At 70.0% G+C, this 15857-nt stretch carries 10 protein-coding genes; 3 read left to right on the top strand and 7 right to left on the bottom strand.

The window, feature by feature from the left end; translation table 11 throughout:
- Positions 1-102: 102 nt before the first annotated feature.
- The 4 genes from ACIQD6_RS20000 to ACIQD6_RS19985 all read right to left on the bottom strand — a co-directional run bounded on the left by ACIQD6_RS20000 (position 103) and on the right by ACIQD6_RS19985 (position 4003).
- A complete protein-coding gene (locus tag ACIQD6_RS20000; RefSeq protein WP_401884274.1) occupies positions 103-1092 on the bottom strand; it encodes an alpha/beta hydrolase in 990 nt (329 codons plus the stop codon).
- 221 nt (positions 1093-1313) lie between these two features.
- Positions 1314-1445 (bottom strand): hypothetical protein, encoded by a 132-nt coding sequence (locus tag ACIQD6_RS19995; RefSeq protein WP_401884272.1) that lies wholly within the window; start codon positions 1443-1445, stop codon positions 1314-1316.
- Positions 1446-1672: 227 nt separating this feature from the next.
- The gene (locus ACIQD6_RS19990; protein ID WP_401884271.1) at positions 1673-3169 is read right to left on the bottom strand and encodes an amidase; all 1497 of its coding nucleotides are present in this window, start codon (positions 3167-3169) and stop codon (positions 1673-1675) included.
- Between the two features lie 69 nt (positions 3170-3238).
- Positions 3239-4003, bottom strand: a complete 765-nt coding sequence (locus ACIQD6_RS19985; protein WP_401884269.1) for a LamB/YcsF family protein — start codon at positions 4001-4003, stop codon at positions 3239-3241.
- Positions 4004-4297: 294 nt separating this feature from the next.
- Here ACIQD6_RS19985 and ACIQD6_RS19980 point away from each other — a divergent pair, with 294 nt between their 5' ends.
- Positions 4298-5095 carry a FadR/GntR family transcriptional regulator gene (locus ACIQD6_RS19980; RefSeq protein WP_401884268.1) on the top strand — a complete coding sequence of 266 codons (798 nt, stop codon included), beginning with the start codon at positions 4298-4300 and terminating at the stop codon, positions 5093-5095.
- 253 nt (positions 5096-5348) lie between these two features.
- On the opposite strand, the gene ACIQD6_RS19975 is transcribed toward ACIQD6_RS19980, so the two are convergent.
- Complete coding sequence (locus tag ACIQD6_RS19975; RefSeq protein WP_401884267.1) at positions 5349-9035, bottom strand: S8 family serine peptidase; 3687 nt, start codon at positions 9033-9035, stop codon at positions 5349-5351.
- Between the two features lie 255 nt (positions 9036-9290).
- Here ACIQD6_RS19975 and ACIQD6_RS19970 point away from each other — a divergent pair, with 255 nt between their 5' ends.
- Positions 9291-9473 carry a hypothetical protein gene (locus tag ACIQD6_RS19970; RefSeq protein WP_401884265.1) on the top strand — a complete coding sequence of 61 codons (183 nt, stop codon included), beginning with the start codon at positions 9291-9293 and terminating at the stop codon, positions 9471-9473.
- 274 nt (positions 9474-9747) lie between these two features.
- Entirely contained in the window at positions 9748-10224 is a 477-nt protein-coding gene (locus tag ACIQD6_RS19965; RefSeq protein WP_401884264.1) for a CAP domain-containing protein, read from the top strand.
- 67 nt (positions 10225-10291) lie between these two features.
- Here ACIQD6_RS19965 and ACIQD6_RS19960 read toward each other — a convergent pair whose 3' ends face one another.
- Positions 10292-11587, bottom strand: a complete 1296-nt coding sequence (locus tag ACIQD6_RS19960; RefSeq protein ID WP_401884263.1) for a cytochrome P450 — start codon at positions 11585-11587, stop codon at positions 10292-10294.
- Positions 11588-11904: 317 nt separating this feature from the next.
- Positions 11905-15852: an AAA domain-containing protein gene (locus tag ACIQD6_RS19955; RefSeq protein ID WP_401884261.1), complete on the bottom strand. Its 3948-nt coding sequence runs from the start codon at positions 15850-15852 to the stop codon at positions 11905-11907.
- Positions 15853-15857 lie beyond the last annotated feature (5 nt).

Raw genomic sequence — 15857 nt, 5'->3', positions numbered from 1 at the left:
GTCGTCCCCGTGGAGCACGGCCTCCGGCCGGTCGACACCCAGGGGCATGCCCCGGACCGGGCCCGCGGTCGGACCCCGCCGATGGGGTCGCACCGAAGGCCGTCAGGGACGCGGTTCCCCGTCACCCGCCGTCTCCGTGTCGGCGAGGCGCGAGTCCAGGAATGTCAGCAATGCGGGCTGCCAGTGGGGCAGTACGGACGGCAGGCCGGTGCCGCCGTGCGGGGCGTCGGGGTAGACCAGGAGTGTCGTATTGCGGTTGGCCATGTCCCAGCGCCGCTCCAGGAAAAGGGTGTCGTCCACGAGGTGGTCCGCGGTGCCCACTCCGAACAGGACGGGCGGCAGCCCTGTCAGGTCGGCGTAGAGCGGGGACAGGTCAGGGTCGCGGCGCTGGGTGGGCGACAGCTCCGGATGGGCCACGTCGATCATGCCGCGCAGTACCGTCGCGCTCAGTACGTCGTGGTCCGTCTCCTCCTGGGCGCTGGGAGTGCCCGACAGGTCGTAGACCCCGAACTCCAGGACCGCGGCGGCGAATCGGTCCACGGTTCCCCGGCGGCGCAGTCGCAGCAGGGTGGCTGCCGCGAGGTTGGCTCCCACCGACTCCCCGTTGATCAGGAGCCGCGTCGTGCCGAACTCCGTGCCGGCATGGTCGATCAGCCAGGACGCGGCCGTCTCGCAGTCGTCGTGGGCCGCCGGACAGGGGTGCTCGGGGGCGAGGCGGTAGTCGACCGAGACGACCGCGAGGTCCAGTGTCCGGGAGAGAAAAGCGTTGAGGCCGTCGTTCATCTCGGGGGAGCCCATGATGAAGCCGCCACCGTGGATGTTCAGCAGCACCGCGCGGGCGGGCCGGACCGGCACGAAGGTACGCAGCCTGATCGGACCGCGCGGTCCTTCGATGTACCGGTCGACGGCCTGATCCTGTCCAGGGGTGGACAGCTGCCGACGGAGATCGTCCAGGGCCTCGGCGTCGTACCCCTGGGTCATGCCGCCGGGGAACACGGCGGTGAATGCGGGGGACATGGCCTCCACCATCGTGCGTCCCTCGGCGCGTATGACGGGACGAAGGCGATCGATCTCCGCGCTCCAGAGAGTCATGGCGGGGCGTTGTCCTTTCCTGAGAGGGTCCCGGGGTACCGGACGGCTTTTCTGTTTTGTTGACGCAGCAACATCCTTGCATCAGTTTTATTGATACGTCAACCAATTGGGGGGATGTGGCCGTTCCGCCCGGCAGGATCGGGCCCTTCTTCTACCGCTACGCGCCACCTGGGCAGCTGTAACCGCCGGCCACCGGCCCCTCCGCCGCATGCCACACGCCCTCAGGCCGAACGCCAGTCTGAGGAGCGTGGCACCGGTGCCGTGTTGAAGCCGTGCAGGGCGGGCCAGTTCGCCTGTTCCTGCCGTCGGCGCATCGCGTCGGCGACCCCCTGGCCCAGTTCGGTGATGAACAAGGCCGCGGTGCGTACCAGTTCCCGGCTGGGCCCGTGACGCCACCGCCCGTCCGCGGGGTGGCGGTTCGGCGGGGAGACTACGGAATTTCACGCAACTGCCGCTGCCGAGCTCGCGGTAGAAGAGGATCTGCTGGAGACGGGCGGTCGGCGTCGACGGCATCAAACCGTGAGGCGTGAGGGGGTGCCTGAGGCATACGGTGGAGCGACGACGGGGGCGCGTTCAAAGGTCACCGCGACTCCGGTGCGCGCCGGGAGCCGGTGGCCCGCTCGACTCCGTAGGCCAGTGCCAGCATGTCCGCCTCCTGGTACGGGAGGGCCATGAGCTCCAGCCCGACGGGCAGGCCGTCGGCGGTGAATCCGGCCGGGACGGTGACGGAAGGCATCCAGAGCTGGGACGCGATAACGGTGTTGGTCGGGAACTCCAGACAGGTCCAGCGCGAGGCGAGCACGTCGGCGTGCGTCGGTGCCGCGATGCGGACGTCGGGGAAGCACAGCGCGTCGAGGCGGTGCGTGGCCATGACACCGATGATGTCGCGCTGGAACCGTTCGCGGGCTTCCAGCCGCTGGTAGTACTCGGGGTCGTCGGCCGGGTGGGCCGGGCCGGTCGCGATTCCGGCGAACAGGTCGAGGTTGGGGTGGGCGAGGCCGTCGGCGTGCACCTGGGCGACGGAGGTGGCCTTGATCCCGGGGCGGCTCGCCAGGAACGCGTCCATATCGGCGCGGGAACGGGAGAAGTACACCGAGGTGTAGGCGACGTAGTGGTCCAGATCGGGGACCTCGACATCGACGAGTTCGGCTCCGCCCGCCACGATCAGGTCGAGGGCGGCGCCGATCACGGAGTTCACCGCTTCCGCCTCGGGGTCATCGGCGCTGCCGAACGCCTGCCGCAGCACCCCGATCCGGGCCCCGCGCAGCGCGTCCGGGGTCAGGGCGTCCGTATAGCTGGTCCGGTTCCGTGCGATCGCCGCCGTGGCGGTGTACGGGTCGGCCGGATCGTATCCGGCGAGGACGTCGAGCAGGATCGCGGCGTCCGTGACGGTCCTGGTCATGGGCCCCGGGGTGTCCTGGGGTTCCACCAAGGGGGACATGCCGTCGCGGCTGATGAGGCCCGGCGTCACGCGCAGTCCGACGAGGTTGCAGAAGGACGCGGGCAGCCGGATCGAACCGCCGGTGTCCTCGCCGATGCCCACCGTCGCGAGATTGGCGGCGACCGCGGCGGCCGTACCGCTGCTGGAGCCGCCCGCGTCGCGGTCGAGCGCGTAAGGGTTACGGGTCAGACCGCTGACCGTGGAGGTCGAGTGCCAGGAGGTGGCGAAGTCCGGCATGGTGGTCTTGGCCAGAATGATCGCGCCGGCCTCCCGCAGTTTGCCGACGATCGTCGCGTCACGGTCCGGCACGTTGTGCTTCGCGGTCTGCGAACCGTACGTGGTGGTCAGTCCGGCGGTCTCGATCTGGTCCTTCAGGACGACGGGAATCCCGTGCAGCGGGCCGGAGAGCTCGCCGGTGGTCCGCAGCCGTTCGTCGAGCGTGTCCGCGTCGGCGAGCGCGGCGGCGTTGACGGCGAGGATCGAGTTGAGCTCCGGGCCTCCGGCGCCGACGGTGTCGACATCGGCGATCCGGTCGAGGTAGGCCTGCACCAGGGCGCGGGCGGTGAGCGTTCCGGCCCGGTACGCGGTGTGGACGTCGGCGATCGTGGTCTCGTCGAGGGCGAAGTGTTCCGTCATGGTGTGCTCCTGCGAGGGTTCCGGGCGATGGAGGGCTGAGGGCGGGGCGTCGGACGAGGCTGAAGGGCGTCAGGCGAGGCTGCTGAGGGAGCGCACGGTGATGTCGTGCGCGGCGAAGGCGTCCAGCACCGCCCGGCCGGTCGCGGCGGCGTTCGGCGCGTCGCTGTGCAGGCACAGCGTGCGGGCGCGGACCGGGACCACGGAGCCGTCGCTCGCGTCGACCACGTTCTCGGTCGCCATCCGCACGGCACGGTGCGCCACCTGTTCCGGTGGCCGGGGCGCCTTCGTCCGTTCGAGCACGAGCTGCCCATCGGGTGCGTACGCCATGTCCGGAAAGCCTTCGGGCTCGACGTGGACTCCGTACGTGCCGAGGACGTGGTCGGCGAAGCGGGCGTCGAGCAGGAAGAGCCGGAGCGAGCTGTCGACGGCCGCCGTGGCGCGGGCGATCGCGTCCGCGATCGCCCTGTCGGCGCTGGCCATCATGTACAGCGCGCCGTGCGGTTTGACGTGCGTCAGCGTGGTTCCCGCAGCGCGGGCGAACCCGGCGACCGCGCTGATCTGGTAGAGGGAGATGTCGTAGGCCTCCTGCGCGGACAGATCCATGCGACGCCGGCCGAAGCCGACCAGATCCGGCAGCGCCACATGTGCGCCGATGTCCAGCCCGTGCCCGGCTGCCCGGTCGACGGTGGCGCGGAGGGTGGAGGGATCGCCGGCGTGGAACCCGGCGGCGACGTTCACGGTGCTGACCATCTCCATGAGCTCGGTGTCGGCCGGCATCTGCCAAGGGCCGAAGCCCTCGCCGATGTCACAGTTCAGGTCGATATGGGTGCTCATCGGGGTGTCTGCCTTTCGTGACGGGCTTCGTGGTGGGGCTTTCGTGACAGGGGGGCGCTGCCGCGTCCACCGAGCGCGATGCGGTCTCGCGATGCGGTGTGTTGTGCGGCCGCGGGGTGGGCGATCCGAGCACGGCACCCAGTGGGCGGGGGTGTGGCGGTAGCCTGGGGGAGCGAACGATCAGTCCGACATTCAATGTCTAACATTGGACAGTAGTGGCTGTGCGGTGTCATGCAAGTGTGTCGTAGGTAACGAACAGATCTCTTTGGAGGAGGGGCCGTGGGGGAGGCAGACATGCCTGTGTTCACACCCGAGGCGCTGACCCGACGCGACGCGTCGGGTCAGATCGCGAAGCAATTGCGTCAGGCGATCCTCGCCGGGCAGTGGGAGCCCGGGGACCGGTTGCCGACGGAGCTGGAGCTCGCGGCGGCCTTCGACGTCGCCCGTGGCACGGCACGCGAAGCGCTGAAGCTGCTCTTCGCGAGCGGCATGATCAGCTCCACCCGGGGCAGCTCGGGCGGGACCTATGTGGTGGTGCCCGCGGCCGAGGATGTCGCCTCGCGCCTCAGCGAGGCGATCATGCTCTGGTTCCGGGCGGGCGACGTGTCCGTCGGTGAGGTGGACGAGGCGCGCGTGGCCCTGGAACTGCAGTGCGTGGCCCTGGCCGCGGAACGGCGCACCGAGCAGGACCTCGAAGCGATGGCCGCCCCCCTCGATCGCGCCCTGGACCCGACGATCGACATGGCCGCATGGCTGGCCACCGACCTCGAGTTCCACACCGCCATCACGCGTTCGTCCGGCAATCGCATCCTCGAACTCGCGATGACCTCGGTGCACCTCGTGCGCCCGCTGACCAATACGGTCTTCGTGGAACTCCTCGACCGCGATCTCATCCAGGCCCAGCACATGGCGCTCTTCGAGGCGATCCGCGATCAGCAGCCGGAGCGCGCCCGCGCCCGCCTGCTCGACCATGTGACGCACCTGGCCGGGGTCCGTGCCCGGGCGCTGGCCGACCGTGGTGTGAGTGAGGTGCCGATTTCCAGCCTGCTCCCCGAGGACCGGGCGGCGGACGGGGCGGATTCCGGCAGGTGAGGCCGGAGAACCGCGGCACGTGAGCCTGGAGAGCCGCGGCAGGTGAGGCCGGAGAGCCGCGGTACGTGAGGCCGGAGAGCCGCGGTACGTGAGCCCGGCAGGATCCGGACGAGCGGCTCCGGTACTCAGGACTGTGACGACACTCCGTGACGTTGTCCGCGGTGCCGGCCGCGTCCCTGTCCGGCACCGCCTGCTCGGCGCCCCTGCCGCTCAATCCGCACGTTTTCGCGCGGCCGTCCAGCACTCCGGCGTGTCAGGAAGTCTTGAGCTTGTACGCCTTCTTGACCGTCACCTCGAAGGACGACACACGGTCCGCTCCCCTGACCCGCAGGCTGACGTAGCCATGACCGTTGCGGTCGATGTGCTCGGCGGGCAGCGTGGCGAGATCCGGGTGTGTGATCAGCGCCCGGTTCTTCACCACCCGCACCCGCTTCCAGGTCGTACCGCCGTCGAAGGACGCCTCGACGGTCAGCGCGCGCAGCCCGCCGCGTGGCTGGTCGCCGGTGCGCTGGATGCCGAACGGAACGGCGACGACCCGGTTGTGCCCGGAGCGGGACCACTCGTCGACCTTCGGTGTGAAGCGGACGCTGGTGAGGGGGAGTGCCGCCGTCCTGTCCTCGGCGACCGTCGCGGAGTCGAAGGTCCAGACGCCCTCGACGTCGGTGGCCGTGCCGTTCCAATTGCCGCGGTCGGCATGGGCCTTGAGGGTGTACGTGCCCGTGCCGGCCGGAACCTGCCAGGCGGCGAGCGCTGTGTTCCGCGGGAACTCCTTGGCTCCGTCACGGCTCTTGGCGATCTGTTCGCCGTCCCGGCTGAGGGTGTAGTCGTACGTGGCGTAGACGTCGTCGGTCATGGACAGGTGCCGTCGGTCGGAGTCGCCGACCATCGGCAGGTCGAGGGTGACGGTGTCGCCGACGCGGGTGAGCTGGCGGCCGTCGGCGGCGAGGGCGGGGGCGCCCACCGGGTGGTTCCAGTACTCGGTGCGGCGTCCGGGCCGGAAGGCCTCGGGCTCGGTGAACAGGGCGCCGACCGTCAACGGGCTGACGCTGTCGGCGTTCTGCCAGAACTTGCGCAGCTCCTGGTACCAGGTGACGTCCTTGGAGGCGGTGTAGTACTCCGTGCGCGTGCCCGGCGAGGGTACGTTGACCCGGCGGCCGGAGGAGCCGATGCCCTTCAGGGTCGCCGCGGCCAGCTTCGACTTGAGCGGGAACGGCCGGTCGAGGGCTCCGGTCTGCTCGGCCGCGCCGTAGTGGGCCTCGGTCCGGGCGAGCGCGGAGTCACTGATCCGCCCGGTGAGGTCGGCCGGGATGCCGCCCTCCCGGACGGCGGCGAGGTAGTAGACCGGTCCGGTGGCGGTGGGGTAGCTGTACCCGTCACTGGCGTGCTCGTCGAACTGGTATCCCTCGGCCAGGTCCTCGCGGTGGAACGTCGTGTAGGTGGAGGCGTCCGTACGGGTCGTGGAGGGCACCGCCCAGTAGGTGGGCGGACGGTGGTTGTAGCGCACGGAGATCTCGGTGCTCGTCGGCCGGCTCTGCCCGTCCGGGGCCGTCGTCTGCTTCTGGCGGATGCCGGCGTCCTGGAAGATCCGCTCGACGTTCTGGTTGTCGACCGTGTTGCCGAGCTTGCGGGCCGCCGTGCCGCCGAGGGTGATCTCGGTCGACCCCGTCACCCCTATGAGGGGTTCACCGGCGAGGACGTGGTCGCTGGCGAACCAGTAACTGTCCGGTCCGTAGCGGCTGATGATCGCCGCGATGCCGTACGCCCCGGCGGGCGCCCGCAGCTTCATGGTGGAGTCGTCGGTCGCCACGATCGGCCTCTCGTACGGCACCAGGGCACGGTCGAGCGGCATGAGGCTGACCAGGGAAATGTCACTGGCCGGTTCGCCGAGCTGGTCGCGGAGGTGGACGGTCAGGTCGTAACTCTCGGGTTCCAGGGTGAGCCCGACCGGGGCCCGGGCCGTCGTGGAGCCGTCGCCGCTCCTGGCTGTCAGGACGGCGGAGAGCGCGCCGCCGGTACGGATGCCGTTGTCCCGGAACTCGACCGTCACGGGGGCCGAGCCGTGGGCCGGGACGGTCAGCTTGTTCTCGCTCAGGCCGAGGAGGCCGGTGGGCAGGTTGCCGCGCGTCGAGGTGACGTCGAGGGCGAGGTCCAGCGAGACGGGGGAGTCGGAGGTGTTGGCGAAGGTCACCTCGCGGGTGGTGCCGTCGGTACGGGGCCAGGCGAGGCGGCCGAAGTCCACGGTGGTCCTCGTCGCCACCACCGGCTGGTCGAGGGCGCGTTCCACATCGATCATGCCGGAGCCCTGGTCGTACACCGACTCGTCGGCACTGGGCCGGGCGCTGGAGACGAGGGCCTGGGCAACCTGTCGGGGCTTCCAGTCGGGGTGTGCCTGCATGACGAGCGCCGCCGCGCCTGCGGTCGCGGGCGCTGCCATCGACGTACCCGACAGGCGGGTGTAGTTGTCGTCGACCGGACCTACGGGGCCCTCGCGCTCGGTGTCGCCGATCGGGGTGCCCTTGGCACGGGCGGCGGTCACGGCGACGCCCGGCGCCTTCACGTTGGGCTTGACGGTGTCGTCCCCGAAGAGGGGACCACGGCTGGAGAAGGAGGCGACGGTGTCGTCGCCGCCGGCCGCGCCGACCGCGAGGGCGCCCTCGGCGGCGGCGGGCGGGGTGACGGTGAACGACCCGGGCCCGCTGTTGCCGGCCGAGACGACCGGGAGCACTCCCCGGTCCAGCAACGCCTCGGTGGCCAGCGACCAGGGGTCGGTGCCGTCGCTCAACGCGGTCGATCCGACGGACATGTTGACGATGTCGACGCCCTGGTCGGCCGCCCACTCCATGCCGTTGATGATCTGCGAGAGCTGGTTGAGGGGGCCGGACAGCACCCGGCCGTTGAGGATCTCGGCCCCGGGGGCGACACCGGCGTACTTCCCGTCGGACGCCGCGCCCGTGCCGCCGATGATGCCCGCGACGTGGGTGCCGTGGCCGTCGATGTCTTCGGTCCCGCCGCCCGAGGTGGTGAAGTTCGCGGACGCCGAGACCCGGTCCGTCAGGTCGGGGTGGGTGGTGCGCACGCCGGTGTCGAGGACGGCGACGCGGACGCCCCTGCCGTCCAGGCCGCGCGCCTTGAGGCCGTCCGCGTTGATCTGACCCACCAGGTCGTCGACCGCCACGTCCCCTTCCGGGGTGGTCTCCGGGTCGTCCGCCGCCTTTCGCGCGTCGGTGGCTTCGGCTGAGGTGGTTTCGGGTGACGCGACGTCGGTTGACGTGGCTTCGGCTGAGGTGACTTCGATCGGGGTGTTCAGCCAGACGGTCTGGACGGTGGGGCGCAGTCCGCGCTCCGTGCCCTTGGCCGAAGTGGTGAGGGTCCGCCACAGCTCGCCCCGGTCGCTCTTCGGGCGGGTCACGGCGGTGGCGTCGATCGATTCCAGCGCGACGGTGTCCCGCGCGGTGACCTCGGCGCGGGTGGCGCTGGGCAACCGGTCGCCGCTGTGCCGGATGATCAGCGGCAGGCCGCCCGCGTGTTCTGTGCCGTCGGCCTTGTCGTCGAGGCCGAAGCGTTCCAACGCGCTGAGGCTGAAGAGCTGTTCGTCGACCTGGCCGGAGGCGAGCAGCGGGGCCACGTCGGTGGGGATGACGCTGATGTCGTCCTGGCCCGTCCTGGTACGAAGAAAGCCGACGCGCTCGCGTCCCGGGGCCGGTTCGACATCGATGCGGGCTCCGTCACCGGGCGTCTCGACGGTGACGATGTCACCGGTGACGAGTGTGAACCGCTTGCCCTGGAGAGCGGCGGGAACGGTGGGAGCGGCGGTCGTGGAGGCGGCGGCGTCAGCCGCAGTGGACAAGGAGAGGGCGGTGGATATACCGCTCTGGGTGGTGACGAGCAGGACGGCCGCGAGGGCGCTGCCCGCCCAAGCCGGGACACGACGTCTTGTCACGCGAACTCCGTTCGAAGCGGGGGTTGTTGGTCGAGCGGGAACGAAGGAGCGACACTGCGGATAACACGGAGACCAACTACGGCCGACTGCCTTGGTCCCACAAGTCACAAGAAAATCAATGGAGTTGACAAACATCCAGGCGAGTTCCGGCTCATCGGGGTCCTGCGCTCGGCCGGAACAGGACGTGAAGTAAAAGGAAGTGGGCTGCGAGCGGTAGTGGACAGACGAAGGGGCGCACGGAAGGGGTGCAAGGACGTGGTGGGAGCGCGGCCGGGCACCGGGGCGGCCGAACCCCTGGTGGTCGGCATCGGGACCGCGCTCCTGGTCCAGGCGGCGATGACCATGCCGTACGTAGTGCCGGGCCCGGCCGAGTGGGAGCAGGCGACCTGGTCCGCGTACGGGCTGACCACGCTCACCGTGATCCCCTGCTCTGGCTGAGGCAAGAAGGAGCAGCTGCTGCCGAGGCGTGACCGGCTGTATGTGTCGTGGAGCGGGCCGGTGAGTCGCTTCCTCGGAGAGGGGGGAGTTGCCTGGAAGATGGCCTTCGAGGCGGTAGGCCTCACGTCGGTCGACGGCAAGCTCATGCAGCACGTCTGGTCTACGTCACGTCACCACTCTGTGCGGCTCTGGAAGACCACGGCCGTTTCCGAACGTATTGCCGATGCCAACGATCTGGGGGGCCGTAGTTCCTTGCGATGATGGGAGAAGAGCTATGTCAGACCCCCGTTACCTGACGGCGGTCCTGGTCGGCGCCGTCGCGTCCAGCGCGCTGCTGGCCGCGCCCGCGTCGGTGGCCTCCACCGCCGCGTCGATGCGGGCGGCCGTGATCAAACTGACCAACGCCGAAAGGGCCAAAGCCGGCTGCCCGGCTCTCAGGAGCAACGCCGCACTCAACAGAGCCGCCCAGCGCCACTCGTCCGACATGGCGAACCATGACTTCGTCGAGCACACCGGCACCGATGGCAGCTCGCTGGAGAACAGGGCCGAGGAAGCGGGCTATACCGGCTGGAAGTCGCTGGCCGAGAACATCGCCGTCGACCAGTTCACCGCCGTCGGCGTGGTCGATTCCTGGATGAACTCCCCTGACCACAGGATGAAGATCCTCAACTGTTCGTTCAGGCACATGGGCGTCGGCTATGTGAGGAGGTCCGGCACCTTTTGGACGCAGGACTTCGGCGCGAAGCTCTGAGCTGAGGCCTCGTAGGGTCTCCGGGGTGCGGGGACCCTACAACGTGTCCGTTCGTCCGACCGGACGGTCAGACGGCCTGTCCGGTGCCGGGGTCGGACAGGCGGGTCGGGTGAAGGGTGACGGGGAGCGTCTGGTGGCCGTTCGAGATGAACGACTCCACGGGACGGAGCCCGGAGGAGGGCTCGGCGAGGGCCAGGTCCGGGAAGCGTTCGAACACGGCCTTCAGGGCGATCTGGCCTTCCAGCCGGGCGAGTTCCGCTCCGGCGCACAGGTGGGCTCCGTATCCGAAGGCCATGTGCTGGGCGCGGGTGGGCCGGGTGACGTCGAAGAGGTCGGGGCTCTCGTGCACGTCGGGAGCACGGCCGATGGCCGCGTAGTTGATGACGACGGCCTCACCTCGGCTGAAGGACTGCCCGCTCTCCGCGTCGACGACGTCCTCGACGAGGAAGCGCATCAGCAGGTTGGCGACGGGTGCCTCGTAGCGCAGGGTCTCCTCCACAACGTCCGCCCAGGTGACCTGTCCGGCCCGGACGAGGGCGAGTTGCTCCGGGTGGTCGAGGAGAGCCAGGACGCCGTGGTGGATGAGGTTCACGGTGGTCTCGTGGCCCGCGCCGATCAGCAGCAGCAGGCTGCCCACCAGTTCTTCCTGCGTCAGCCGGGTGCCGGTCTCGGTGTCGTGCGTCCCGATGAGGGTGCTGGTGATATCGGGACCCGGCGTCGCGCGCTTGATGTCGATGAGTTCCCGGAGCAGTTGAAAGATGGCCTGGCGGTGCGCGGCGGCCACGGCGACGTCGAGGTTGGTGGCGAACAGGCCGCCGATCTCGTTCCGGAAACGGTCGTGCATCTCGTCGGGCACACCCAGGATGAGGTTGACGACCTGGAGAGGAAGCCGCCAGGCGAACCGTTCCCGCAGGTCGACCGGAGAGCCGGGCGCGGACGCCGACACGGACACCAGATCGTCGAGGAGGCCATGGGTGATCTCCTCGATGGTCTCGGTGAGTGCCCGGACGCGACGAGGGCTGAGGGCTGCCGCGAGGGGGCGACGCAGGCGTGTGTGTTCTTCGCCGTACGCGGTCAGGGCGTTGTCGGCGTCGACCCAGATCCGTAATGCCCAGTCCTCCGGTAATGTGCCGTCGCGGTACGCGGGCCAGTGCAGGCGCGCGTTCTTCGAGACCCGCGGGTCGGTGAGCAGACGCCTGGCCAGAGCGTGGTCGGTGACCGACCACGCCATGACCCCGCCGGGGAGCTCGACCCGCGTCGCCGGGCCCAGGGCGCTCAGCCGTTCGTTCTCCTTGTGTATGTCGGAGCCTGTGGGGTCGATGCGGTAGGGGCAGACAGCCTGATTCAGCGGGAGCTGGTCCACGTGTTCCCTCCGGAGGGCGTGGTGGCGGACGGCACTGGCTGGAAGAAGACAGGCGGGAAACCGATCCGGGCTGCAAGGTGCCAGGCCCACGGACGAGTTGTTCGGGTGGGCAGGCTAGCCGGAGGTCCGGCAGGCGGTCGAGGGTGCGTTCGATTCTTCCAGCGCCTGAGGGGGGCATGGTGCTTTCCGGCATCGCCCGCGGGGGCTTCAACCGGGCCGGGGCAGTGGGGAGATCGCGGTTGCCGCTCATGAGCCCGTACCGCCCTTCCGGGCCTGGGGGGCTATCAGCGTTCGCCCCGTGCGTCGGTCGTTGTTCCTCAGTGGCTCCTAGGTGTTCCGTCCGTGCCGTCCGCGGCGTCGTGGCGGAACAGCGGCTCCAGCAGCTGGTCGCCCGCCAGGATGCGCCATGCGGGTACCCGTACGACCCGCCCCACCGGCCCCGGCTTCGCCCCGGTGCCACCGGACGGCAGATCGGTCAGCAGGTCGCCCCGCGCGTGCGCCAGTCGCAGATGCCGCGCCGGGTCGTGGCCGGGTGGAGGGCCCGGGTCGATCAGTACCGCGGTGTTGGTCTCGCCCGATGTGAAAAGCAGGTCCACCGCGTGACCACCGACCACCGCCGAACGCTCCAGGTCGGTGATCCCCTGTGCGCCGAGGTAGCCCTGGAGGCGATCCGCGAGTTCCTCCCGGAATTGCGCCGCTTCTCCCGGTGCCGCACCGGCGGACGGTCCGGTGTCTCCGTCGTGATCGTCGCCACCGGCCCCCAGAGCCGCCGACCGTGTCGCCAGCAGAGAGGGCAGCCCCGCCTGCCCCTGCCAGAAGGCGTGGCCCCCCACCGTGATCAGCTGCGATTTGGCCCGGGTGATCGCCACGTTCCACAAGTTGACCTGGCTCGACACCCAATGCGCGGTTCTCGGAGGAGTGTTGGCCGCCGCGACCGGGCTCAGCACCATGATGTCCCGTTGACCGCCCTGGAAGGCGTGCACCGTGCCCACACGGACCCGTTCATCCCGCAACACGCGCTCCAGGGCCTCCTTCTGCGCCCGGAACGGTGTCACCACGCCTACCGTCGCATCCTTCGGGAGCCGCGCCAGCAGCTCGTTCACCACGCCGCGCACGGCCTCGGCCTCCCTCGGGTTACGCCATGACCGGCCGCCGGGCCCGCGCGCCGACTCGCTGTACGGCACGTCCACCCAGCCGGCCGCCGGCGCCGGCTCGGCGGAACCCACCGGGTCGAGCGCGGGCACCTGCCGGCGCACATCGGTGAGCACCCGCAACTGCCCCGCGTAGCAGTACCCGTTGACCATGTCGGCGATCGACGGGTGACACCGGTAGTGCTCGTCGAGCAGCAGCGCCGACTCGCCGTGCTGCGCGGCGGCCTGGTACGTGGAGTACACGTGGTAGGCGAGCCGGTGGTTCTCCAGCTGTGCGGCACGCAGCCCCGCCCGGACCCGGGCCTGCTGTTCCTGTTGCGGTGAGACACCGGGGATGTGCCCCAGTTGCATGGGATCACCGATGATCAGCGCCCGACGGGCCCGGAAGAGCAACGGCAGCACCGAGGGAATGGAGCACTGGCTCGCCTCGTCGATCACGACGAGGTCGAAGAGTTGCGGGGCGAGTTCGAGCTGACGCACGGAGTGGGTGCTGATGGCCCACCCCTTGATGTGGGCCATCAGATGCTTCTGGCTCTTCTGGAAGCCCGCGCGGCGGCGCAGCGCCTGGAGTCGCTGGCTCATGAGCGCACGGCCCCGTGACAGTGCCTCGCCGGACAGGGCCTGTGCCAGCTCCGTCGACAGCGTCGACAGTACGGTCGCCGTCTCCAGCCGCGTGTGTTTCAACGCCGCTTCGTCCCGGGCCGCGTTCAGGGGCACGAGCTCCCGCAGTTCCCGTTCCACCGATACGAGATCGGCCAGCGCTGTCAGCAGGCCGGACGGTACCGGACGTACCGAGGCCCACTCGGGCCGCGAGCCCTCCAAGCCCTCAGAGTCCTTCGAGCCCTCCGATCCGGAGTCCAGGGCAGTCACGAACGCGGCCATCACTCGGCTTCTGCGCCACCCGCCGAACCAACGGGCCGTGGCGGCCTTCCGCGCCCTGGCCTCCCAACGGCCCGGAACAGCGGCGTCCGCGCCCGCCCAGATCCCGTCCAGGACCGTGACGGCCAGCCCGAGCGTGGTCGACATCTCCTCCCGGTCCCGTAGCAGTTCGAGCAGCCGCAGCTCCTCGTCGACATGACGGGCCGCGGCAGCTCGCTGCCCCTCGGCTCGCACACGGGTGTTGCGCAGTTCCCCGGCCACGGTCGTTGCCCCGCGCCGTGGGGTGTGGCCGGGTTCCGAGAGCAGCCGCTCCAGTTTCTCCGCCTCCCGCACCAGGGCAGCCGCGTTGCCGGTCCGCATGAGCAGCCCTGGCGCGATGGCGTCACAGCGTTCCGCCACGACGTCCACCGCCTCGTTGTTCGTGGAGGCGACCAGGACGGACTGGCCGGCGGCTACGCAGGTGGTGACAACGGCCGTGACGACCTCGCTCTTGCCGGTGCCGGGTGGCCCGGTGGCGACGGTCAGCGGGCGTGTCATCGCCGACGAGACCACACGTTCCTGGCTCTCGTTGCAGGGACCCGGCGCCACCACGACGGCCGCTCCCGGCCGCTCCTCCGCCTCGCCGCCGGTCAGCAGCGCGTCCAGCGCCGTCCCGGGAATCTGCCCGGTGCGTGTCGAAATCTCCAGAAGGTTGTCCACCAGGGCTTTGGTGGCTTGCCGTTCCGCGCCGGAGGGCGTCAGCAGCACGGCCGCGTTGTGTGCTCCGGAGCGCAGCGCCTGTGTCACGGTGCGCTCGCTGAGAGCGGACGGTTCCAGCGGTTCCAGCTGAGGCAGTCCCAGATCCCGCAGCAGATCGCCCACGGCGCGCAACATCTGCGCGTCGTTGCCCTCCTGCCAGGTCGGCTGCCATCCGGCGATGAGGTCGGCCGCTTCGTCGTCCCCCAGCAACTCCGTGACCACGCCGGTGTGCAGGGACGGCACTCCGGTGGGCCGGAGCACATCGCGACCGTCCTCGTCCGGGGCCAGCTCCATCTGCTGGATGAGCAGGGGTGCCACCCGGATGCCGGTCCGCCGGCCGCCGCCTCCGGTCGGGTCGGCCAGGGTGATCGCCGGATAGCCGTACCAGTACTCCTGCGTGCCGGAATCCGGCGCCCCGTCCGCTCCCGATGACCGGCCTTGCGGCTTGGACAGGTTGGAGGGAGCGGAAAGCACCGGGGCCAGCCCCGACTGGATGGTCTCCTGGCCTCGGTTCAGCAGGAAGTACTTGGTATCGCGCCCCATGTCGCGTTCGGGCATCATGCCCGCCACCGCCTGAGCGTTGAGGCAGTGGGCGTAGTAGCGGAGCAGCCGCTGCCAGTCGACGCCGTCGCGGGCGTCGAGCCCGGCCAGTTCGCGCGCCTTGAGCAGGGCGGGTGAGTCCGGCGCGTCGGCGGGGGTGCCTCCGGGCGGCGGCGGGATGTGGACGGAACTGGCGACGTTCCGGGCGAAGTGCAGGCGGTGAGTGGCGCGGATCGTGGACTTGGTCGGGCGCTGTTCCTCGGGCACGCCTCTGCGCACCATCTGAGTGGTGAGGTAGTCGAAGAGATCGTCCGGGGTGATCCAGCCGCCGTCCGTGATACGCCCGTTGCGCAATCCCTCCACGATCTCGCCGGTGAACCGGGAGGTGCCGAGCGAGGAACCGGCCGGCGCCATCGCGGAGGCGGCCTGGAGGGCATCGGAGGCGGTGATGAAGTACACCCCGGTGGGCCGCAGGAGTGTACTGGGAGCAGGCCGTTCGTCGGCATCCGCCGAGCCCTTGGCCGTCCAGCCCTGTACCACGCTGCCGCTGGAACAGCAGTCCAGCAGCACGATCTTCGAGGAGGCGCGGCAGGACTGGAGCATCCGTTCCAGGAACTCCGCCGGCACGGCTGTGCCCGGCAGATCGTCCGGGTCGGTGTCGCGGGTCAGGAAGTACAGCTGGTTGTCGCTCTCGCAGAACTCGCCGTGCCCGCTGAAGTACAGCAGAGCCGTCTCGCTCTGCTGTCGCTCCTCCAGGAACGACTCGACGGCGTGCAGCATCTCCGCCCGGGTCGGCTCCGCGACCATCGCGCAGTCGTTGTACATGCCGATCTCGGTACTCTCCAGCACGGCCCGCATGTAGTGCAGGTCCGCGCGGACAGCGGGGAGATCGTGGTAAGCGTCGCTGGTGTACGTGGAGACGCCGATGAGCATGGCGTACCGGTCGTTGTCGCTCATGCCGC

The sequence above is a fragment of the Streptomyces sp. NPDC088400 genome (assembly GCF_044753355.1).
In the GTDB taxonomy this organism is placed as follows: Bacteria; Actinomycetota; Actinomycetes; order Streptomycetales; family Streptomycetaceae; genus Streptomyces.
This window is presented reverse-complemented; position numbering and strand designations above follow the sequence as displayed.

Excerpts from the sequence above, each read along its gene's own strand:
- ACIQD6_RS19990 (WP_401884271.1), bottom strand. The coding sequence starts at position 3,169 with ATGACGGAACACTTCGCCCTCGACGAGACCACGATCGCCGACGTCCAC.
- ACIQD6_RS19955 (WP_401884261.1), bottom strand. The coding sequence starts at position 15,852 with ATGAGCGACAACGACCGGTACGCCATGCTCATCGGCGTCTCCACGTAC.
- ACIQD6_RS19965 (WP_401884264.1), top strand. The coding sequence starts at position 9,748 with ATGTCAGACCCCCGTTACCTGACGGCGGTCCTGGTCGGCGCCGTCGCG.
- ACIQD6_RS19985 (WP_401884269.1), bottom strand. The coding sequence starts at position 4,003 with ATGAGCACCCATATCGACCTGAACTGTGACATCGGCGAGGGCTTCGGC.
- ACIQD6_RS20000 (WP_401884274.1), bottom strand. The coding sequence starts at position 1,092 with ATGACTCTCTGGAGCGCGGAGATCGATCGCCTTCGTCCCGTCATACGC.
- ACIQD6_RS19980 (WP_401884268.1), top strand. The coding sequence starts at position 4,298 with ATGCCTGTGTTCACACCCGAGGCGCTGACCCGACGCGACGCGTCGGGT.